Source organism: Streptomyces sediminimaris (assembly GCF_047049295.1).
GTDB classification, from domain to species: domain Bacteria; phylum Actinomycetota; class Actinomycetes; order Streptomycetales; family Streptomycetaceae; genus Streptomyces; species Streptomyces sediminimaris.
In genome coordinates this window covers 21,354-41,494 of record NZ_JBJWOT010000002.1, presented here as the reverse complement: position 1 = coordinate 41,494, position 20,141 = coordinate 21,354, and the positions used below count along the sequence as shown (strand labels likewise).

At 70.4% G+C, this 20,141-nt stretch carries 20 protein-coding genes and 1 pseudogene; 18 read left to right on the top strand and 3 right to left on the bottom strand.

Annotation, left to right across the window (positions count from 1 at the left end):
- Window positions 1–33: 33 nt before the first annotated feature.
- From ACJ9NR_RS38160 to ACJ9NR_RS38125, 8 genes and pseudogenes are all read left to right on the top strand, one after another.
- The gene (locus ACJ9NR_RS38160; protein ID WP_412492902.1) at window positions 34–816 is read left to right on the top strand and encodes a 2-keto-4-pentenoate hydratase; all 783 of its coding nucleotides are present in this window, start codon (window positions 34–36) and stop codon (window positions 814–816) included.
- Complete coding sequence (locus ACJ9NR_RS38155) at window positions 813–1,613, top strand: 2-keto-4-pentenoate hydratase (RefSeq protein ID WP_412492901.1); 801 nt, start codon at window positions 813–815, stop codon at window positions 1,611–1,613. The genes ACJ9NR_RS38160 and ACJ9NR_RS38155 overlap by 4 nt, the downstream gene beginning before the upstream one ends.
- Before the next feature lie 24 nt (window positions 1,614–1,637).
- Window positions 1,638–1,859, top strand: a pseudogene (locus tag ACJ9NR_RS38150) (tautomerase family protein); the annotation flags it as partial.
- Window positions 1,856–2,596 (top strand): alpha/beta fold hydrolase, encoded by a 741-nt coding sequence (locus tag ACJ9NR_RS38145; RefSeq protein WP_412492900.1) that lies wholly within the window; start codon window positions 1,856–1,858, stop codon window positions 2,594–2,596. The pseudogene ACJ9NR_RS38150 and the gene ACJ9NR_RS38145, both read left to right, overlap by 4 nt.
- Window positions 2,593–3,147 carry an aromatic-ring-hydroxylating dioxygenase subunit beta gene (locus ACJ9NR_RS38140; RefSeq protein WP_412492899.1) on the top strand — a complete coding sequence of 185 codons (555 nt, stop codon included), beginning with the start codon at window positions 2,593–2,595 and terminating at the stop codon, window positions 3,145–3,147. The genes ACJ9NR_RS38145 and ACJ9NR_RS38140 overlap by 4 nt, the downstream gene beginning before the upstream one ends.
- Before the next feature lie 33 nt (window positions 3,148–3,180).
- Window positions 3,181–4,461 (top strand): aromatic ring-hydroxylating oxygenase subunit alpha, encoded by a 1,281-nt coding sequence (locus ACJ9NR_RS38135; RefSeq protein WP_412492898.1) that lies wholly within the window; start codon window positions 3,181–3,183, stop codon window positions 4,459–4,461.
- Between the two features lie 102 nt (window positions 4,462–4,563).
- Window positions 4,564–5,628, top strand: a complete 1,065-nt coding sequence (locus ACJ9NR_RS38130; RefSeq protein WP_412492897.1) for a DODA-type extradiol aromatic ring-opening family dioxygenase — start codon at window positions 4,564–4,566, stop codon at window positions 5,626–5,628.
- A 25-nt stretch (window positions 5,629–5,653) separates the two neighbouring features.
- Complete coding sequence (locus ACJ9NR_RS38125) at window positions 5,654–7,021, top strand: aldehyde dehydrogenase family protein (RefSeq protein WP_412492896.1); 1,368 nt, start codon at window positions 5,654–5,656, stop codon at window positions 7,019–7,021.
- 344 nt (window positions 7,022–7,365) lie between these two features.
- On the opposite strand, the gene ACJ9NR_RS38120 is transcribed toward ACJ9NR_RS38125, so the two are convergent.
- Window positions 7,366–8,001, bottom strand: coding sequence for a TetR/AcrR family transcriptional regulator (locus ACJ9NR_RS38120; protein ID WP_412492895.1), 636 nt, complete (start codon window positions 7,999–8,001; stop codon window positions 7,366–7,368).
- Between the two features lie 349 nt (window positions 8,002–8,350).
- On the opposite strand from ACJ9NR_RS38120, the gene ACJ9NR_RS38115 reads away from it, so the two are divergent.
- From ACJ9NR_RS38115 to ACJ9NR_RS38100, 4 genes are all read left to right on the top strand, one after another.
- The gene (locus tag ACJ9NR_RS38115; RefSeq protein ID WP_412492894.1) at window positions 8,351–9,706 is read left to right on the top strand and encodes an aldehyde dehydrogenase family protein; all 1,356 of its coding nucleotides are present in this window, start codon (window positions 8,351–8,353) and stop codon (window positions 9,704–9,706) included.
- Window positions 9,707–9,867: 161 nt separating this feature from the next.
- A complete protein-coding gene (locus tag ACJ9NR_RS38110; protein WP_412492893.1) occupies window positions 9,868–10,800 on the top strand; it encodes an alpha/beta hydrolase in 933 nt (310 codons plus the stop codon).
- A gap of 165 nt (window positions 10,801–10,965) precedes the next feature.
- Window positions 10,966–11,832 (top strand): helix-turn-helix domain-containing protein, encoded by an 867-nt coding sequence (locus ACJ9NR_RS38105; RefSeq protein ID WP_491074832.1) that lies wholly within the window; start codon window positions 10,966–10,968, stop codon window positions 11,830–11,832.
- Window positions 11,833–11,982: 150 nt separating this feature from the next.
- A complete protein-coding gene (locus ACJ9NR_RS38100) occupies window positions 11,983–12,315 on the top strand; it encodes a hypothetical protein (RefSeq protein WP_412492891.1) in 333 nt (110 codons plus the stop codon).
- A 260-nt stretch (window positions 12,316–12,575) separates the two neighbouring features.
- On the opposite strand, the gene ACJ9NR_RS38095 is transcribed toward ACJ9NR_RS38100, so the two are convergent.
- On the bottom strand, window positions 12,576–12,971 hold the full coding sequence (locus ACJ9NR_RS38095) for a winged helix-turn-helix transcriptional regulator (RefSeq protein ID WP_412492890.1): 396 nt from the start codon (window positions 12,969–12,971) through the stop codon (window positions 12,576–12,578).
- A gap of 115 nt (window positions 12,972–13,086) precedes the next feature.
- Here ACJ9NR_RS38095 and ACJ9NR_RS38090 point away from each other — a divergent pair, with 115 nt between their 5' ends.
- The 5 genes from ACJ9NR_RS38090 (at window position 13,087) to ACJ9NR_RS38070 (ending at window position 18,048) form a co-directional block, all read left to right on the top strand.
- Window positions 13,087–14,418, top strand: a complete 1,332-nt coding sequence (locus tag ACJ9NR_RS38090) for an amidohydrolase family protein (RefSeq protein WP_412492889.1) — start codon at window positions 13,087–13,089, stop codon at window positions 14,416–14,418.
- Entirely contained in the window at window positions 14,415–15,833 is a 1,419-nt protein-coding gene (locus ACJ9NR_RS38085) for an MFS transporter (protein ID WP_412492888.1), read from the top strand. Before ACJ9NR_RS38090 ends, ACJ9NR_RS38085 begins: the two co-directional genes overlap by 4 nt.
- A gap of 191 nt (window positions 15,834–16,024) precedes the next feature.
- Window positions 16,025–16,798 carry an SDR family oxidoreductase gene (locus ACJ9NR_RS38080; RefSeq protein WP_412492887.1) on the top strand — a complete coding sequence of 258 codons (774 nt, stop codon included), beginning with the start codon at window positions 16,025–16,027 and terminating at the stop codon, window positions 16,796–16,798.
- 34 nt (window positions 16,799–16,832) lie between these two features.
- Window positions 16,833–17,156: a nuclear transport factor 2 family protein gene (locus ACJ9NR_RS38075; RefSeq protein WP_412492886.1), complete on the top strand. Its 324-nt coding sequence runs from the start codon at window positions 16,833–16,835 to the stop codon at window positions 17,154–17,156.
- Window positions 17,157–17,202: 46 nt separating this feature from the next.
- Window positions 17,203–18,048 carry a MerR family transcriptional regulator gene (locus ACJ9NR_RS38070; protein WP_412492885.1) on the top strand — a complete coding sequence of 282 codons (846 nt, stop codon included), beginning with the start codon at window positions 17,203–17,205 and terminating at the stop codon, window positions 18,046–18,048.
- A gap of 167 nt (window positions 18,049–18,215) precedes the next feature.
- Here the strand turns inward: ACJ9NR_RS38070 and ACJ9NR_RS38065 are convergent, their stop codons facing one another.
- The gene (locus ACJ9NR_RS38065; RefSeq protein ID WP_412492884.1) at window positions 18,216–18,773 is read right to left on the bottom strand and encodes a TetR/AcrR family transcriptional regulator; all 558 of its coding nucleotides are present in this window, start codon (window positions 18,771–18,773) and stop codon (window positions 18,216–18,218) included.
- 90 nt (window positions 18,774–18,863) lie between these two features.
- Here ACJ9NR_RS38065 and ACJ9NR_RS38060 point away from each other — a divergent pair, with 90 nt between their 5' ends.
- Window positions 18,864–19,913 carry an aldo/keto reductase gene (locus tag ACJ9NR_RS38060; protein WP_412492883.1) on the top strand — a complete coding sequence of 350 codons (1,050 nt, stop codon included), beginning with the start codon at window positions 18,864–18,866 and terminating at the stop codon, window positions 19,911–19,913.
- Window positions 19,914–20,141: the final 228 nt, after the last annotated feature.

Genomic DNA, 20,141 nt, shown 5'->3' with positions numbered 1-20,141 from the left:
GTTCCTGTTCACAGCCCTGGAGAGACTCCGAGCATGCGTAAAGACCAGCTACAGGAGGCCGCTCGCCGGCTCACCGAAGCCGAGCGGGACCGCCGGCCCGTCAAGCCCCTCACCCAGACCTACGACGGTCTGGACATCCCGGCCGCGTACGAGGTACAGCGCATGGTGATCGCCGACCGCGTCGCCGACGGCGCCAGGGTACGCGGACACAAGGTGGGCCTGACGGCCGGCGTCATGCGCGAGCAGTTCGGCGTGTCCGAACCGGACTACGGCGTCCTTCTCGACGACATGTTCCTTCTCGAAGGCACCGAGATCCCCGCAGGCAGCCTGCTCGCACCCCGCGTGGAACCCGAACTCGCCTTCGTGCTCGACCGTCCGCTCAGCGGCCCGGGAGTGACCGTGGCCGACGTCCTGCGAGCCACCGCGTTCGTCGTACCCAGCCTGGAAATCATCGACTCCCGGATTGAGAACTGGGAGATCACCGTCTACGACTCCATCGCGGACAACGCCTCCTCGGCCCGCGTCGTGCTGGGCGGGACGGCCACCGGCATCGGCGACATCGACCCCCGGCTGCTCGGGGTGGTGCTGCGCCGCAACGGCGAGATCACCGAGACCGGCGCCACCGGTGCCGCCCTGGGCAACCCCGTCTCGGCGGTTGCCTGGCTGGCCAACAAGCTGGGCGAGTTCGACGTCACCCTCGAGGAAGGAGCCGTCGTGCTTCCCGGCAGCTGCACGCGTGCCCTGCCGGTCTCCCCCGGTGACCACGTACGCGCCGACTTCGGACAGATCGGCTCGGTGGGAGTGGTGTTCGCATGAGCAGCGATCTGCAGGACGGAACGACCGCGGTGACCATCCAGGACCTGGCCTCGCGCCTCATCGCCGCTGAAGACGCACGGACGGACATCCTGCCGCTCAGCCACGACGTGGAGCTGAGCGTCGACGATGCCTACCGCGTCCAGCACGAGGTGCTGCGCACCAAGGAGGAGCGCGGAGAGCACATCATCGGCGGCAAGCTCGGTCTGACCTCGCGGGCCAAGCAGCTCGACATGAACGTGGACAACCCCCTCTACGCCTACGTCACTTCGGGGATGCTCCACGACGCCACGACGCCGGTGGACCTGTCCGGGCTGATCCATCCCCGGGTGGAGCCGGAGATCGTCTTCGTGCTCAAGGAGGAACTGGCGGGTCCGGGCATCACCGCGGGAGACGTTCTCGACGCCACCTCATCGGTCTGTGCCGGCCTGGAAATCATCGACAGCCGCTACCAGGCTTTCAAGTTCACTCTGCAGGACGCGGTCGCCGACAACGCCTCCTCGGCGCTGTTCGTGCTCGGCAACGAGTTCGTCGCCCCTCCCAAGGACCTGTCCCTGCTGGGCTGTGTGCTGGAGGTCAACGGCAGGCAGGTGGCCACCGCAGCCGGCGCCGCGGTCTGCGGCGACCCCGCGCAGGCGGTGGCGTGGATGGCCAACGCGGCCGGCCGGCGCGGAGGCTCCCTCAAGCCCGGATGGCTGGTGCTGTCGGGAGGACTGACCGCCGCGGTGCCGCTGCGGGCGGGCGACTGCATCAGTGCCGACTTCAGCCGCCTGGGCGGCGTCAGCGTGCGCGCCCAGTGACCGCCGCCCTCAGAAAGGACTGAATTCATGCCGTTCATCCAGATCACCATGGCCAAGGGCCGCACCGAGGAGCAGAAGCGGGATCTGCTGCACGAGGTGTCCGCGGCGGCTGCCCGTGCCACCGGCACCCCGGAGGCCGCAGTGCGCGTGTGGCTCGTCGAGGTCGACGCGAGCGAGGTCATGGCCGGGGGCACGCTCCTGGCCGACAAACAGGCTGCCGCGGCCGCCGCCCGGACCAGGTCATGAGCACGTTCGTCCTGGTGCACGGCGCCTGGCACGGAGCCTGGTGCTGGGACCGGGTGCTGCCCGAACTCCGGGCCCGAGGCCACCAGGCCGTCGCGGTGGAGCTGCCTTCGGACGACCCCGCGGCCGACAGCGAGGCCTATCTGCGGGCCATCGACGACTGCGTCGAGGACCCGGGCTCCACGGTCCTGGTCGCCCATTCGATGGCGGGTCTGATCGCCCCGGTGTACGCCGAACGGCGACCGGTACGTGAACTGGTGCTGCTGTCCTGTCTGCTGCCCCTTCCAGGAGCCAGCTGGCGCGAGCAGCTGTCCACCTCCCGGCCCATGGCCGACGAGTTCTACTCCGGCTACCTGCCCCACCAGCTCAAGGACGATCGTGGCCGCAGCTGGTGGACACCGGATGTCGCCGCGGACCTCTTCTACCACGACTGTGCGCCCGAGGACGCCGCCGAGGCAGCATCCCGGCTGCGGCCACAGGCTGCCACCGTGCTCAGCGAGAAGACTTCCTGGGGTGGGGAAGTCCCCTCCCCCACCCGGTACATCGTGTGCGAGGCGGACCGTGCCGTCTCCGGCGACTGGGCCGTCCAGGCCGCCAGGACCCGCTTCGGCGCCCACATCACCCGCCTGCACACGTCCCACTCCCCCTTCTGGTCCCGTCCCGCCACACTGGCCGAACTGCTGACGGCCCAACACCGAGGCCGTGAATACGGGCGGCCGCCACAGGAGTTGACGCAATGATCCCCAACGGCCTCACGTCCACGACCATCGGGCACGCCACTCCCGCCGACGCCGTCAGGGTCCGCGACAGCACGGTGATCAGTGCCGTCTGCCAATTCCTCTACGACGAGGCCGCGCTGCTGGACGAGTGGCGCCTCGACGAGTGGCTGGGCCTGTTCCACCCGGACGCCGTCTACCTGATCCCGACGCCGGAAGATCTCAGCCATGACCCGGCGACCACCCTGCACCTGGTGCACGACTCCATGAACACGCTCGCCGGCCGTGTCGACCGGCTCAAGAGCAAGCACGCGCACGCCGAGAGCCCCCGTTCCCGCACCAGGCGCCACATCACCAACGTTCGCGTCTGGCAGAGCCCGGACGGTCTTGAGACACGCAGCGTCTTCCAGGTCACCCGGGTCCGCGGCGGGGTCGTCGACCGCTACGCCGGCGTCTACGAACACCTGCTCGTCCCCACCAGCGACAGCGACGTGCCCTGGCTGATCAAGCGCCGCCGGGTGGCCCTCGACCACAGCATCGAATCGGCAGGAGGGCAGCTGAGTGTGCTGCTCTGACCTGTCCCGTCCGCGCCAAGGGAGGCGTCGACCATGACCCCCGTCACCGACTCACGCAACACCTCCGCCAAGGAGTGGGTGGTCGAAGACGTCGCAGCGGGCACGTTCCGCATCGACCGGACCACCCTCATCGACGAAACCGTCTACGAACGCGAAATGGCGTCGGTGTTCGGCCGATGCTGGCTCTACGTGGGCCATGCGTCGGAGATCCCCAGGCCCGGCGACTTCAAGGCCCGCGACGTCGGCAACCGGCCGCTGATCTTCTGGCACGGCCACGACGGCGCCAAGCGCGTGCTGTACAACTCCTGCCGCCACCGCGGCGCCCTGGTGTGCCGCGTACCCGAGGGCAACGCCCGCGGCATGAGCTGCTTCTACCACGCCTGGACCTACAACAGCACCGGAGCGCTCAACGGCGTACCCGGCGACGAAGGCTACGGAGAGCACTTCGACCGGGCCGCCCTGGGCCTGCTCTCGCCACCCAGGGTCGACAACTACCGCGGGTTCTACTTCCTCTGCTTCGACCCCGATGCCGTCGACCTCAAGACGTATCTGGCCGGAGCGGCCGACTACATCGACCTGGTCGCCGACCAGGCCGATGACCAGGAGGTCGTGCCCGGCGCCCACGAATACTCCATGGACGCCAACTGGAAGCTGTTCGTGGAGAACAGCCTGGACGGCTACCACCTGCTGCCCCTGCACAAGACGTACTTCACGTACCTGGAGGAGCGGGAGGGCAACACGCTCGACCGCGACGACACCACCGAGGCGGTGGACCTGGGCAACGGCCATGCGGTCATCTGCGTCCACGGTCCGTGGGCGCGCCCCGTGGCCCGCTGGACCCCTGCCCTCGGCGACCACAACCGCCCGCAGGTCGAAGCGAAGTACCAGGAGCTGGTGGACCGTTACGGCCCCGAGCGCGCGCAGATGATCGGGCTCACGGACCGCAACCTGCTGGTGTTCCCCAACCTGATCATCAACGACATCATGGGCGTGGTGATCCGCACGATCACGCCCACCGCGGCGGGACACACAAAGATCCACCAGTGGTCCCTGGCGACCGCCGGCGAGGACCCGGACCTGCGTGCCCGGCGCCTGGACAGCTACATCGCCTTCCAGGGCCCCGCGGGCCTGGCCACCCCCGACGACCTGGAGGCCTGTGAGGCGTGCCAGGCCGGACTGCGCACCGCCCCGGACGTGACCTGGTCGGACATCTCCCGCGGCATGCACCGTGAGCACGCCGGACAGCCCAGCATGGCCAGTGACGAGCTGCAGATGCGCGCCTTCTGGCGGCGCTGGCAGTCGCTGCTGGACTGACACCTTCCACACAACTCCCGCGCGGGCGCGGCCACTTGCGGCCCACTCGTGCCTTCTTCTCCTGCCCGGCCGCGGCAGCACCACCCCAGAAAGGCGAGGACCATGGCAGAAGTGCTCGGTCTCGGAGTAACCCACTACCCGCCGCTGAGCGGCACCAACGACAACCTGACCCGTGTGTTCCAGCGCGCGCTCGCCGATCCCGGGCTTCCCGAAGCGCTCCGCGACCCGGCCAACTGGCCCGCACCGGCGCGCGCGGAGTGGGCCTCCGACGAGGGCCGGCAGGCCGGCCGCCGCCACCGCGAGGCCCTGGTCGCACAGTTCGCCAAGGCACGGCAGGCGCTCGACGCATTCAACCCCGACGTCGTGGTGATCTGGGGTGACGACCAGTACGAGAACTTCCGCGAGGACATCGTCCCGCCCTACTCCGTACTCGCCTACGACGACCTCACGGTCCGTCCCTGGGAGCACTCGGCCGAATCCAACGTCATGGGCGACCACAACGTATGGGACGAGCCCAAGGACCACGAGATCCGGGTCAGCGGCCACCGCGAGGCGGCCAAGTACCTCACGAGCGCCCTCCTCGAGCAGGACATCGACGTCTCCTACGCCTACGAGCCGCTGCACCATCCGGGCTTCCCGCACGCCTTCCTCAACACGATCCTGTATCTCGACTACGAGCGGCGGGGCTTCGGCTACCCGGTCGTCGCCTTCCCCATCAACTGCTACGGCCGCCGGGTGATCAGCTACCAGGGCAACATCAGCGCCCTCGGTGACATCCGCGAGCTGGATCCGCCGAGCCCGTCACCGGCCCGGGTCATGCAGGTGGGCGCGGCCGTCGCCCGCGCGGCCGCGGAAAGCCCCTGGCGCGTCGCCCTGATCGCCTCCTCCAGCTGGTCGCACAGCTTCCTCGTGGAGTCCACGCACCATCTCTTCCCGGACACCGCCGCCGACCAGCGGCTGTACCGGGCGCTGGTCGACGGTGACCTGGACGTGTGGCGCTCCACCAGCCTCGCCCAGGCCGAGGCCGCCGGCCAGCAGGAACTGCTCAACTGGTGGGCCCTGCTGGGCGCCATGAGCGAACTGGGCCGCACCACGCCGACCTGGTCGGAGTTCGTGGGATCCCACCTGTTCGTGTCCGACAAGGTTTTCGCGGCCTACCAGCCGTGAGCCACCAGCCCCCGAGGAGTTGTTCGTGACCACCGTGCGCAGTACCAATCCGCACGATCCCGAGGAAACAGTCGCCGAAGTCCCCGCGACTCCGATCGACCGGCTTGCGGACCTGCTGGAACTCGCAGCGGACGCGGGCCGCGCCTGGGCGCGCACCGCCGCCCCGGAGCGAGCCGTCGCCCTCACCCGTGCCGCGGACGGCATCGCCGCCGAGGCCGACCGTCTCGCCGACCTGATCTCCCGCGAGGTCGGCAAGCCCATCACCGAGGCCCGGGGCGAGGTCGTCCGCGCGGAGCGGACCTTCCGCTACTTCGCGCAGACCGCGCTGTTTCCCGAGGGCGACGTGCTGCCGGGTGGCGAGGCCCGGGCGCTGACCTTCACCCAGTCACGGCCACGGGGCGTGGTAGGGCTGATCACGCCGTGGAACTTCCCCCTGGCGATTCCCGCCTGGAAGCTGGCGCCGGCCCTGGCGTACGGCAACGCGGTCGTCTTCAAGCCGTCCGCACAGGCCGTCGGCACCGCCGAGGTCCTGGCGGACATCCTCAACCGGCACCTTCCCCCGGGCGTCCTGCTGCAGGCGGTCGGGCCGGGCACCGGGGCCCTGGTGGCCCAGTCGCCTGCCATCGGCGCCGTGTCGTTCACCGGATCGACCGAAGTGGGCCGTCAGGTGGCGGCTGTGGTCGGCGCACGCGGCGGCGTCGCCCAGGCGGAGATGGGAGGCCAGAACCCCACCGTGGTGCTGGCCGATGCCGACGTGGAGGGGGCCATTGCCGGCATCGTCGGTTCGGCATTCGCCTACGCGGGACAGAAGTGCACCGCCACCAGCCGCATCATCGTCCACGAGGACGTCTACGAGCACACCCGCGACGCCCTGGTCGAAGCGGTGAAGGCCCTTGCTGTTCTTGACCCGTCCGATCCGAAGTGCCAGGTCGGCCCGGTGATCGACGAGGCCTCCCGGGACAGCGCCCTGGCCGCCGTCGCCGCCAGCGGCGGGCGGGTGCTGACGGGCGGGACGAGTCCCGACCATCCCGGCTCCTACCTCGAACCGACGTTGGTCGAGGTCGCGGGCGCCGACGACATCCTGGCCACCGACGAGGTGTTCGCTCCCGTGACCGCCCTGCTGCATGCCCGGTCCTCCCAGCACGCCCTCGAGCTCGCCAACGCGACGCCGTACGGCCTGTCCGCCTCCCTCTACACGCGTGATCTGACGGCGGCGTTGACCCGTACCCGCGACCTGGAGGCCGGGATGGTCCGGGTCAACGCCCCCACCACCGGGCTCGACCACTGGGCGCCGTTCGGCGGCACCAAGGAGTCCAGCTTCGGGCCCCGGGAACAGGGTCTGGCAGCCCGGCAGTTCTACACCGAATCAACCACGGTGGCCGTCAGCCCCTGATCCATCGGACCGCTGTTGCGGCGGGCAGATGCCTTCCCCCGCCTGCCCGCCGCAGCAGCCCGGCGATCGGCACACGGCCATACAGCCGTGGTCAGTGCGACAGTCCTGTCGTCGGCAACAAACCGACCGGCCCGCGGGACAGCCTCGTACCCCCGCGGACATGGCGGGATCGCCGTCCTCAGCCGCGGATCGAACGCGGGTGGGGCCGTTGCCGTCCCCAGCGCCGGCCGCAGTGGCGACCACCCGCCGCCCGGGCGTGAGGGCCCGCGAACTCAGCCAGTCGTCCGCTCCGGCCGTAGCCGCCGTGGCTCCTTTTCAGAGCTGGCCGGCACGGGCCCTGTCGGTCACTGTGCGCTCGCGCGCCGTGTGAGATCCCGGCTTCCCCCGATCGCGTGGTCCGCGACCTCGTCGAGGGCGTTGCGCTGCGGGAAGAACCCGTCTCGGAACAGGCCGACGTAGCCGTGGGCCAGGGCGATGTGCCGCTCCATCAGCACCAGGGCTTCGGCCGGAGCCCGGCCGGTCGCGACAGCCAGATCGAGCAGAACGTCGATCAGTTCGCGCCCTGCGGCCGCCAGTGACTCGTCGCGCAACTTCTGCAGACGGGTCGCGAAGATGACGTTGAACCCGGCACCTCGCCGGGCGACGTACCTCACGTAGACGCCGGCGGTCACGGCGAAACGCTCGACCGGTTCGTCGCCTGCCGCTTCGACCGCGTCCCGCATCTCAGCGGTCAGTTCGCGTGCCGCCTGGGTCGCCATGGCGGCGACGATCTCATCACGGTCGGCGAAGTGCCGGTACGGAGCGGCGGCGCTGACACCGACCCGCCGGGCGATCTCGGCGACGGAGAAGGCGTCGAGCCCCTTCTCCGCGAGCAGTGCGAAGCCCGCGTCGATCACGGCGGCCCGCAGGTCGCCGTGATGGTACGCACGTTTGCGCCGCTGACGCGGCTGCGTCGGGTGCGGGTCGTCGCTGTGGGGCACCGATCTCCCGTGAGTGGGGCGAGCGCCGGCCGGCCGGCCGACAGATGTTATAGGCCTATCACATAGAGCGTAACCCGCGCCGCTCCGGCCCTCAAGGAGTCGCCGACACGATAACCCGGACGCCAATGTAAGAGGGTTGTCACATTGCTCGTCGGCGCGTTAGCGTGGGTGAGAACGCGGACGGGCGCCACATGGCGAGCCTCCCTTCACGCCGACCCACGCGCGCCGCCTGGACCAGGCCGTCACCCCCGGACGAACGGGGCCCTGCAGTACGCAGCGCGCCATCCGGACACCCCCCATTCCCACCCACAGGCCGTGCCCTGCGCACGTCAGGAGAGGAAGCACCACCATGCTCGAGCCCGACGAGATTCAGCGCATTTTCCAGGCCCAGCGCAGCCATCGTCGCGTCATGCGGCACACCACCGCCGCGGAGCGCGTCGAGCGTCTGGAGCGCCTGCGCGCCGAGATCCTCAAGCGGCAGGACGAGATCGGCCGGGCCATTCATGAGGACCTGGGCCGCCCGGCCGACAACCGGGACGAGATCCAGACCGTCATGGGCAATCTCGACAAGGTCCGGGACGAGCTTGCGGACTGGATGGCGCCGCTGCCCGTTGCGAAGTCACCGGCCACACCCTCCGCAGAACGCGTCTTCGTCCGGTACGAACCCCGCGGTGTGGTGTTGCTGTTCGGCACCTGGGACTTCCCGATCGGAATGTTCTTCTCCCCGCTGATCCAGGCCGTTGCCGCGGGCAATGTGGTCCTGGCCAAGACCAGTTCGATGGCACCCGCGACCGGCGAGGTGATCGAGCGGATCGTCCGCGCCGTCTTCGACGAGCGGGAGGTCGCGGTCTTCAACGACGACGACGTCAGCACACGGGACGGGGTGCGCGGCACCAACGACGTACTGCTCGACCTGCCCGTCGACCACATCTTCCTCACCGGCAGCCCCCGCGTCGGAAAGATCATCGTGGAGAAGGCCGCCCGGCACATGGCGTCGTTCACCCTGGAACTGGGCGGCAAGAGCCCGGCCATCGTGGACCGCACGATCGACCTCGGCCTGGTCGCTCAGGCGTTCCTGGGCGGCAAGATCTACAACCACGGCCAGACCTGCCTGTCGGTCGACTACGCGTGGGTTCCCGCGGACTTGCGTGATGCTTTCGTCGAGACGTACGTCACCGCGGTCAAGGGTGCGTACTACGACGAGGCCGGCGAGTTCCAGTGGCAGAGGGACGGGCGCTTCGTCGACAAGCGCAACTACGAGCGCGTCAAGGGCTACCTCGACGAAGCCATCGCGCGCGGCGCGACCGTCGCCTTCGGCGGCAGGACCGACGCGGACAACCTGGTCATCGAGCCGACGGTCCTCGTGGACGTTCCCCGGGACACCCAGATCATCCAGGAGGAGATCTTCGGCCCCATTCTGCCGGTGCTGACCTACACGGACGAGGAGGAGATCTTCGCCCACTCCGACGCCCTCGGGAAGCCGCTGGGCTTCTCCGTCTACTCCAAGGACGACGCGTTCATCGAGCGGATGCTCGACAACACCACCTCCGGCGGCGTCACCATCAACGGCCACGCCGTGCACTGGGCCGAGGAGAACCTGCCCTTCGGCGGCGTGAACTCCTCCGGCTACGGCCGCTATCACGGCGTTTGGGGCTTCCGTGAGCTGTCCAACGCCCGTTCCGTCTTTCACGTCGCCGTCAGCTGAGCCCGCCGGGACCGGGTGGGAGGAATCCTGCCCCGGCAAGAACTCTCCCCTTATGCCGCAGCACCGCGGCATGGAGCCTGGCCTACGTGTCCCGGCACCACGCCGGGGCTCGGGAACTCGATCGGTTTCCGCGTCAAGAGCATCGTTTCGGAGAACCATCCATGCGTACGGACGTAACGTTCGACAGCGCCGGCATCCCGGTCGCCGGCCATCTCTTCACCCCTGACGACGAGCAGGGCGGGCCGCGTGCCGCGGTGGTCGTCGGACACCCGGCCAGCGGTGTGAAGGAACAGGCTGCGGGCCTGTATGCCCGCCGTCTGGCCGAGCACGGATTCGTCGCGCTCGCCTTCGACGCCGCCCACCAGGGCGAAAGCGGGGGCACACCACGCGGCCTGGAGGATCCCGCACAGCGCGTCGAGGATCTCAAGGCCGCCGTCTCGTTCCTGAGCACCCGCGCCGAGGTCGACGCCGACCGCATCGGTGCTCTTGGCATCTGCGCTTCCGGGGGCTACGTCGTGCCCGCCTCGGCCACCGACCACCGCATCAAGGCGGTCGCCACCGTCAGCGCCGTCGACGTCGGGCGGAGCTACCGTGAAGGTCCTGACGGAACCCAGGCTCCGGCGGTGATCCAAGGGCTGCTGGACCTGGCCGCCCAGGCACGCACCTCCGAGGCGCGCGGTGAGGGCACCGGTTGCTTCCCCATCTTCCCGGCCACGGCCGAGCAGGCCTACGAGACGGGCGGCCGGCACGGACTCGAAGGCTTCGACTACTACTGCACCGACCGCGCCCAGCACCCGCGTTCGGCCAAGGAGTTCACCTGGTCCAGCATCGACAGGATCGCCACCTTCGAGGCGTTCCGCTTCATCAACCTGATCGCCCCGCGACCGCTGCTGATGATCGTGGGCACCGGGGCGATCACCCGGCACATGACCGTTGATGCTCACGCCGAGGCACAGGAACCCAAGCAACTGCACTGGATCGACGGCGCCAGCCACGTCGATCTCTACGACAAGGCCCAGTACGTCGAGCCCGCTGTGGAAAAGCTGACCGAGTTCTTCGGCTCCGGCCTCTCGCCGGACAAGCCGGCGGCCTGAGCGCCACACACACCACCATCGGGCAATCGAGCCCGAGAGCGAGTGCCGAGAACCACCCGTGCGAGGGGGCGCGCAAGGGGGAAGCACGGAAACCGAAACGCCCCGCCGGGAAGCGGAAAACATCCGGCTTCCCGGCGGGTGCCATGCGGAGCAAGGATGACAGAGATGACCGATGACAAGTCGACGCGAGCCGAGTTGGGCGCGTTCTTGAAGGCCCGCCGCGCTGAACTCACCCCTGCGGCGGTGGATCTGGCCGATGATGGCACCCCACGGCGGGTGCCCGGCCTTCGGCGTGAGGAAGTGGCAAGCCTGGCGTCGATCAGCGTCGACTACTACAGCCGGATAGAGCAAGGCCGACTGCAGGTCTCGGCGACGGTGTTGGGCACACTGGCGCGGGCGCTCCGGCTCGACGCGGGCCAGCAGGCGTACCTCTACGGGCTCGCCGGCAAACCGGCCGCTCGCCGAATCCGCCGCGGGCCACAGCGGGTGCGCCCGTCGATGTACCGGCTGCTGGATCAGCTCGGCCGCTCCCCGGCCATGGTCCTCGGACGCTACAACGACATCCTCGCCTGGAACGCCGCCGCCACGGCGCTGTACCTGGACTTCGCGCAGCTCTCCCCGGCGGAACGGAACTACACCCGTCTGCTGTTCCTGGACCCCGGGATGCGCAGCCTCCACGTCGAATGGGAAGCGGCAGCCCGCCTCAGCGCGGCCGCCCTGCGCCTGGAGACCGCGGGGAACCCGGACGATGCGCGCCTGGCGACTCTGGTCGGCGAACTGTCGTTGCGCAGCCCGGAGTTCCGGCAATGGTGGGCCGGGCGGATCGTATCGTCCGCCAGTTACGGCACCAAGCACTTCCGGCATCCGCTGGCCGGCCCGCTGACCCTGGAATGCGACACCTGGGCCGGCCCGGACGACCCGGACAAGCGACTCATGGTCCTGACCGCCGAACCGGACAGCCCGTCCGACGAAGCACTGCGCATCCTCACCTCGTGGAGCGCGGAGGACACCCCCACGGGGTCGCCCCCGTGATCTCCGATTGGGCAAGGGCACCGTGTTTCGGCGCTTCGGCACGCGCGCCGGATCTTTCGCAGCCTGCTCGACGCCGACGAGTGCATCTTCCAGGAGCAAGTGCTGTACTGCCCGCCCCCGCTGGGGCCGGGGGCACCGGCACTCGATCGCATGGTGGCTTACGGGCGGGCCCGCACCGCCTTCCTGCTGGATCACCACGGCATTGCCCGCGCGGCTCTCGACCGCAATCAGCCCGTTCCGGCCGGTGAGGCAACCATCACCCGCGTTCACCTGCGTATGCTGCTCGGCCAAGCGGGGCTGGACCTTCCCGACCTGAACAGTCTGGCCATCCAGCTGACCGGCGCGCCGGAAGGCCCGCTGCTGCTGTATCCGGCTCTGCCCGAATCCGACGCTCCTGCTTCGCCGGCCGCGAGCCGCCCGCTCGCCGGCAGCTGGAGCATCCTGGTCCACCGCCTCCTGCGCGCAGACCCCGGCGCCGCCTGACCCGCCCTTCCAGGGCCAAGCCGTGCGGAGCGTGCGGTGGTTGCCCCTGATTCCCGCGCCGTCGGTCGGTCACAGCCAGCCGCCGCCGGTCACCGCGTGCGGGCGGCGCCTTCAGGCTCGCGGCGGCAGAAGCAGGGCCGTCACGGCGAGCGGGTCCGTCACACCGGCGGCGCCGCACCCTGGACCGGCCTCACCGGCGAGCTGGGCGCCTCAGGTTCAGCAGGCCATTGCCTCGGCCGGGCCGCCGGCACGGCGCCTCGTCACTGCTCGGCGTGAGACCGTGCAGCAGCGTCGTACTCCTCGCGGTCGCGGCGGATCGCCTCGAGGTTCGCCTCGGTCCAGGCGACCAGCTCGGCAAGGACGCCGTGCAGGCTGCGTCCGCGTTCGGTCAGCGCGTACTCGACCCGGGGCGGCACGGTGGGCTCGACAGTGCGGCTGATCAGGCCGTCACGCTCGAGACGACGCACCGTGGTGCTCAGCATTCGCTGCGTGATGCCCTTCACCGCCCGGCGCAGCGCGTTGAACCGGAGCGGGCCGTCGTCGAGTCGGCAGATCACGGTGACCGACCACTTGTCACCGATGCGGTCCATCACGTCGCGCAACAGCTCATCGCGGTCGGTGCGTTCACCCGATTCGACCATCACGGGGTGGGCCACCTGGTACCTCCAGTGATACCTGGGCAGTTCAAAGTGCTCTCTTGTGCGGCACTCGCAGGGCGGTTCCAATCGTATACCGGTACCTGTTGTATACCGACTAGAGAGGGAATCCGTCGTGCCAGACACTCCCGTGTCCCGCCCCCTTCTGCTCCGAGGCGGTCACGTCCTGTTCCCGGACGGGACGAGCCGGATCGCCGACGTCCTGATCCGGGACGGGCGGATCGCCGACGCCGGTGACGCTGTCGCCACCGCCGGCGACGAGGAGATCATCGATACCGGCGGCCAGTTGGTAATGCCGGGCCTTGTGGACACGCACCGGCACATGTGGCTGGGAAGCCTGTCGGCCGGCTCCAGCGATGTCACCCTGTTGCCGTACGCGCGGCAGGTGAACGAGCGACTCGGTGACGGGTTCACCGCCGAGGACGTGTACGCGGGCGTGCTGTGGGGCGCGGTGCAAGCGATCAACGCCGGGGTCACCACCGTCGCCGACTGGGCCCACAACCTGGGTTCCGACGCCGACATCGACGCCAATCTGCGTGCCCTGCACGACAGCGGCATCCGGGCCCGGCTGTACTTCGGCGGCAAGGCCGGTTCCAGCGGGGACCACTCCCGCTACGAAGCACAGACCCGACGCCTGCATGCCACACAGGCGACACGCCTGTCGGGTGGCCGCATCGCCCTCGGGCTCGCCCTGCGCGGCCCGTCCATGGCGACACCGGCGGAGACCGCGTACGAGTTCGGCCTCGCCCGCGAACTGGGCCTGCCGATCTCCCTGCACGCCGGGATGGCCGGCCTGCCCGGCGCCGTCGACCAGCTCGGGCGCCAGGACCTTCTCGGACCTGACGTGAACTACGTCCACGCCAACGAGTTCACCGAGCGGGAATGGAAGCAGGTCGCGGAATCGGGCGGCACCGTCTCGGCCACCCCGACCGTCGACATGACCATGGGTCTGGGCACCCATCCCGCCACGGGGGCCGCACTGGAACACGGTGTGCCGGTCGGGCTGGGCGCCGACACGGTCGCCTACGGTCCCAGCGATCTGTTCGCAGAGATGCGCCTGGCACTGGCAGCCGAGCGGTCCCGGACCAACGCGGGACCCATCGAGCGGGGTGAGATGCCCGGCGGACTGCGGCACTCTCACCTCGACATGCTGGACCTGGCAACGCGCGGGGGCGCCCGGGTGCTCGGTTTCGCCGATCAGCTCGGAGAGATCGCGGTCGGCCGGCAGGCCGACCTCATCACGCTCGACCTGTCCACCCCGCACCTGGACGGCTTCGGCAGTCCCGTGCTCGCGGCGTTCCTGGGCGCCGGGCCACGCGACGTGGACACCGTGATCGTCGGCGGACGGATCCTCAAGCACCGCGGCACGCTCACCGACGGCCTCCTCGAGAAGGCACGCCAGGAGGTGCGCAGCTCGCGAACCCGTATCCGCGGACGGTCGCTGTGACCGCGAGCGATACCGCCGCCGAGCCGGCGATCTCCCCGGCGCGGCCGCCGGGCATGGTTCTGGCGCTGTGCTGCGCGGCTCAGTTCATGGTGGTGGTCGATGTCACGATCATGAACGTCGCGCTGCCTGACATCCGGACCGGCCTCCACCTGGGCGTGACGGGCCAGCAGTGGGTGATCAACGCCTACACGCTGACCTTCGCCGGATTCCTCCTGCTGGGAGCACGCGCCGCCGACCTGATCGGCCACCGCCGGGTGATGCTCGCCGGGCTGAGCATGTTCACACTCTTCAGCGTCCTGGGCGGTCTCGCCCCCTGCGGTGGCTGGCTCATCGCCGCCCGCACCGTCCAGGGCGTCGGTGGGGCGCTGTTGGCGCCTTCGACGCTCAGCGTGCTGACGACCGCGTTCACCCGGCCGGACGCCCGTCGCAAGGCGCTGGGTGCGTGGACGGGAACCGCGGCCGCCGGTGCCGCCGCGGGCATGGTCGCCGGAGGCGTCCTCACCGACCTCCTCGACTGGCGCTGGGTCCTGTTCGTCAACGGCCCGATCGGCGCATCGCTGCTCGCGGCCGTCCCCCGCTACCTGGACCCCACAGGGCCGCACACCCGATCGCGCCGACGGCTCGACGTGTGGGGGGCCGTCTTGGCGACCTGCGGACTGTCCTGCCTCGTCTACGGGATCGTCACCGCGGCCCAGCTTGCCTGGACGGCGCCGACGACGCTAGGAGCGCTGGTGCTCGGCGTCGTCCTGCTGGCGGCCTTCGCCCTGGTGGAGGCCCGGAGGGGTGACACCGCGCTGATCCCCCTGCGCGTGCTGCGCATGCGCCGGCTCATGCTGGCCAACGGCGTGGCAGCCACCATCGGCGTGGCCCTCTTCGGCATGTACTTCTTCATGTCCCTCTTCCTCCAGGACGTCAACCGCTACGCGCCGCTGAGGGCCGGTCTCGCGTTCATGCCGGCCGGCCTGGCGACGATGGCCGGGACTCTGCTGGGCTCCCGGACGGTCGTGCGCCTCGGAGCGGGCCGGCAGATCATGATCGGTCTGGCCGCCGCGGCGGCGGGAACGTGGTGGCTGAGCGGCAACGACGGCCCGGTCGGGTACGCCGACCATGTCCTGGCGCCCCTGGTCCTCACCGGTCTCGGTCTCGGCTCGGCCTTCGTACCGACCACGGGCACGGCGACCTCGGACGTCCCCGCGTCCCAGGCGGGCCTGGCTGCCGGGCTGGTGACGACCAGCCGGCAGATCGGGGCCGCGCTCGGCCTGGCGGTGATGACCACTGCCGCGGGGCACGCGGGGCCGGGCGCCGGGGAGGGGGTCGGGGCAGCACTGCGGGTCGCCTCCGGCGTGCTGGCCGCAGGCGTCGTACTCGGCGGGATTCTGGGGCGCCGCGGGCCGGACCCGGCCTCGGCCGCCTGATCCGCGCTCGGGGGCTCGCGGCGCCCGGCCAGAGGCCGGCGACGGCACGGTTGCACGCAGACCGCCCGGCCCGTCGGGTCTCCCTCGCCGCTTCCCCGGTCCTGCCCCGCGGACGGCGTTCGCCGACGTCTGCCCCGGTCCTGCGGGTCCGCCTTGACCCTCTCCTCGCGGGAGGGTCCAAAGTCGCGGCCATGAGCAGCGATGATCTCGATGGACGCCGCGCCGTGGTGGCGGGCGGCAGCAAGGGAACCGGGCTGGCGGCGGCTCTGCGGCTCCGAGACGCCGGAGCCGAGGTGGTCACCATCGCCCGTACGCCGCCGGAAACGGCCGACCCCCTCTTCGTGCGGGCCGACCTGAGCACCCCCGAGGGTGTCGTGTCGGCAGCTGCGGCGGTGGCCGAGCGGATAGGTGTGCCGGACGTCCTGGTGCATGTCGTGGGCGGTTCCCGCGCCCCGGCCGGCGGGTACGCCGCCCTGGACGACGACCTGTGGGAGGAGGAGCTTGCGCTCAACCTGCTCCCGGCGGTCCGGCTGGACCGGGCGCTGGTCCCCGGGATGGCGGCCCGCGGGTCGGGCGCCGTCGTCCACGTGACCTCGATCCAGCGCCGCATGCCGCTCCACGACTCGACGCTGGCCTACGCGGCGGCCAAGAGCGCCCTGGCCACCTACAGCAAGGGGCTCGCGAACGAGGTGGCGCCCAGCGGAGTGCGGGTCAACTCGGTCGCCCCCGGCTTCATCCGCACCGACGGCGCCGAGCACCTCCTCGCACGCCGGATGAAGGAGAACGGCATCTCCCGGCAGGCCGCCCTCGCCGATCTGATGCGGGTCCTCGGCGGCATCCCGCTGGGACGACCCGCCGAGCCGGAAGAGGTGGCCGAGCTGATCGCCTTCCTGGCCTCGGACCGGGCGAGTGCGATCACCGCCGCCGAACACGTCGTCGACGGCGGCACCGTCCGTGCCCTCTGAACCAGCCCCTCATCCACGACAGCGGGAGAAAACCGTGCAGGACATCCAGGAATTCGCCGAGGAGTACTTCGCCGCGGCGACCGATCCCGACCGCGAGCGTTACTTCGCGCTCTTCGACGACGCCGTCGTCGTCGTACACGACGACGGCCGCAGCCACCAAGGACTTCCTGCGGTGCGCCGCTGGCGCACCGAAGTCCCGCCCGTGCACTACGACCTCCGCGCCGTCACCGGGACGGCCACCGCGTGTCGGGCCGTCGCGGAGATTTCCGGCGACTTCCCCGGCAGCCCGGCCACACTCCGCTTCACCTTCGAACGCAACACGTCGGGGAGAATCACCCTGCTGGACATCGCACCCTGACATGAAGGCCCGAGCCGGTCCGCATGTGTACGACAAGGAGGACAGCGTGGCGGAGCGATGGACGATCGGGGAGTTCTCCCGGATCACACATCTGAGTATCCGCACACTCCGCCGCTACCACGCCCAGGACCTCCTCGTCCCCGCACAGGTCGACCCGGCCACGGGCTACCGCTACTACACGCCCGCACAGATCCGGCTGGCACTGACCATCAAGCGGCTGCGGGAACTCGACCTCCCGCTGGCAGACCTGCACAGCTTCCTCCAGGCCGAGTCCGGCGGCGCGGGCGAGGCGGGCCGGCGTGCGGCGCAGCAGATCGTCGCTGCGCACCTCCGTCGGCTCGAGGACCGGCTCGGCCGCACTCAGCGAGCGGTCCAGGCGCTCCGGGAGCTTTTCGACCCGCAGGCCGAACGGACCGTGAGCCTTGAGGTCCTTGCGCCGCAACGCGTTCTCGCGGTGTCCCTCGACGTCCCGCCCGGAGCCGACCTGAGCTGGTACGACACCGCCATGGACGACCTGGACGCGGCGGCCGGCCGCCGTCCGGTGCTCCCTCCGGGCGGCCGCTACGAACACACCCTGTTCACCGACGGGCACGGCCGCGCCACCGTCTATCTCCCTGCCGAGGCACCGCTTGCACCGGCAGCGCCGGCCACCGTGAAGCCGCTCCGACTGCCCGAGCGCACCGCCGCCGTCGCCACCCACTGCGGCCCGCACGACGACCTGGACCTCACCTACGCCGCCATCGGCTCCTTCACCGCGCGCCACGGCCTGCGCTCCCAGAACCTCGTCGAGGAGATCTACCTCGTCGGACCGCGCGACACCGACCAGCCCGACCGCTGGCGGACCCTCGTCGCCTGGCTCGTCGACCCCGACACCGGCCGATCGACGGCGTAGCGGCGGCCCTCATCCCGTGCACCGCCCCTTGCAGGACGGCCCCCGCAGGACGGGACGAACCGGCCATCGTACGGTTCGACGGCGAACCTCGAAGCCGACGTGGCCTCTCCGGGTGCCGCGGCCGTGCCCGGACAGGCCGCGTCGGCCTCGAGCCGAGGCCACGCGACTCACCGACGCGCCGCGGGCGGGCGAAGTCCGTCGATGACGAGCTCGAGGATCCGGTCGGCCTGCTGCAATCCGGCCTCGCCCGGCGGGACCCGCCACAAGAAGCCCATGGCCAGAAGCACGTCGGCCGGATCGAGCCCTGGCCGGACCTCTCCTGCGCCCTGCGCGGCGGCGAGCAACCGCCCGACCGCCGCGGTGACCGGTGCGTACGTCTCATTGATCGCCGCCTGGGCGGCCACGGTGTGAAGCGCCTCCCCGAGCCCGTGCTTGACGCGGACGTACTCCGCGAGGCGACGGAACCAGACCCTGAGCGCGTCGAGGGGTTCGTGTACGGCGAGGATCGCCGGCACCTCCCCGACCAGCGCCTGCACCTCCTGGCGGTAGAGCGTCAGGATCAGGTCCTCCCGGGTCGGGAAGTGCCGGTAGAGCGTGCCGGGGCCGACACCGGCCGACTTCGCGATGGCGTTCAGCGACGTGCCGGGATCGGCCGCCAGCGCCTCGTACGCCACCTCGAGGATGCGCTCGCGATTGCGCTGTGCGTCCGAGCGTGGCGGTGTCATGGGGCCTCCGAATTGGAAAGCGGAGAGTTCTCCGCTACTATCCGCCAATGAAGCGGAGAATTCTCCGCTTCATCGACTCTAGGAGCGTCCGTGGACTACATCAAGCTGGGCCGGACCGGTCTCGACATCTCCCCGATCGCCATCGGCGCGATGACATACGGCGAACCCGACCGCGGCCATCCGATCTGGTCACTCGGAGAGGACGACGCCCGCCCCCTCATCAGGCATGCACTGGAGGCGGGGATCAACTTCTTCGACACCGCCAACATCTACTCCCAGGGCTCCAGCGAGGAGATCCTCGGCCGTGCCCTGCGGGACTTCGCCGACCGCGACGATGTCGTGATCGCCACCAAGCTGCGTCACCCGATGCGCTCGGGCCCCAACGGGAAGGGACTGTCCCGCAAAGCGATCATGACCGAGGTCGAGCACAGCCTGCGCCGCCTCGGTACCGACTACATCGACCTCTACCAGATCCACCGCAACGACCCCTCGACCCCGCTCGAGGAATCCCTCGAGGCACTCAGCGACCTGGTGAAGGCCGGCAAGGTTCGCTACCTCGGCGCCTCCTCGATGCCCGCCTGGGAGTTCGCCAAGGCTCTGCACCTGCAGCGCGCACACGGCTGGGCGCGTTTCGTGTCCATGCAGGACCACTACAACCTGCTCCACCGCGAGGAGGAGCGCGAGATGATCCCGCTCTGCCTCGACGAGGGCGTCGGCACCGTGGTGTGGAGCCCGCTCGCCCGGGGGCGCCTCGCCCGCCCGTCGGACCAGGCCAAGGCCACCCACCGCTCCGAGAACGACGGCTTCGCCGACCTGCTCTACACCCCCATGACCCAGCAGAGCGACCACGCCATCGTCGACGCGGTCGGCTCCCTCGCGCAGGCCCGCGGTGTCGCCCGCGCCCAGATCGCACTCGCCTGGCTGCGCGGCAAGCCGGTTGTCGCCGCCCCACTCGTCGGCGCCAGCACCCCGGCCCAGATCGACGACGCCGTCGCCTCCCTCGACCTCGACCTCACCGACGAGGAGGTCCTGGCCCTCGAACGGCCCTACACCCCGCGCCACGACTTCCAGGGCATCTCAGACGACCGCGACCTGCAGGCCATCATGGCGCGACTGCCGCAGTTCACCACGGCGAGCTGAGGTGCGATGGGCGCCATGACCGGCGTACCGCGCACCCTCGTCACCGCAGCACCGCCCGCCACGCCCGCACCCGCCACCCGGGCAGCACCTCGGCGGACCGCCCGGCCACCGGTCCGCTGCCCGAACCACGCCCGCCTGTCACCGCCCGGCCCCCTCTACGGCGACGGCGCCTTCCGTGGACGGAGCGCCGCTCAGATCGACAGCCCGAGCCACCGGAGCGCCGGAGGC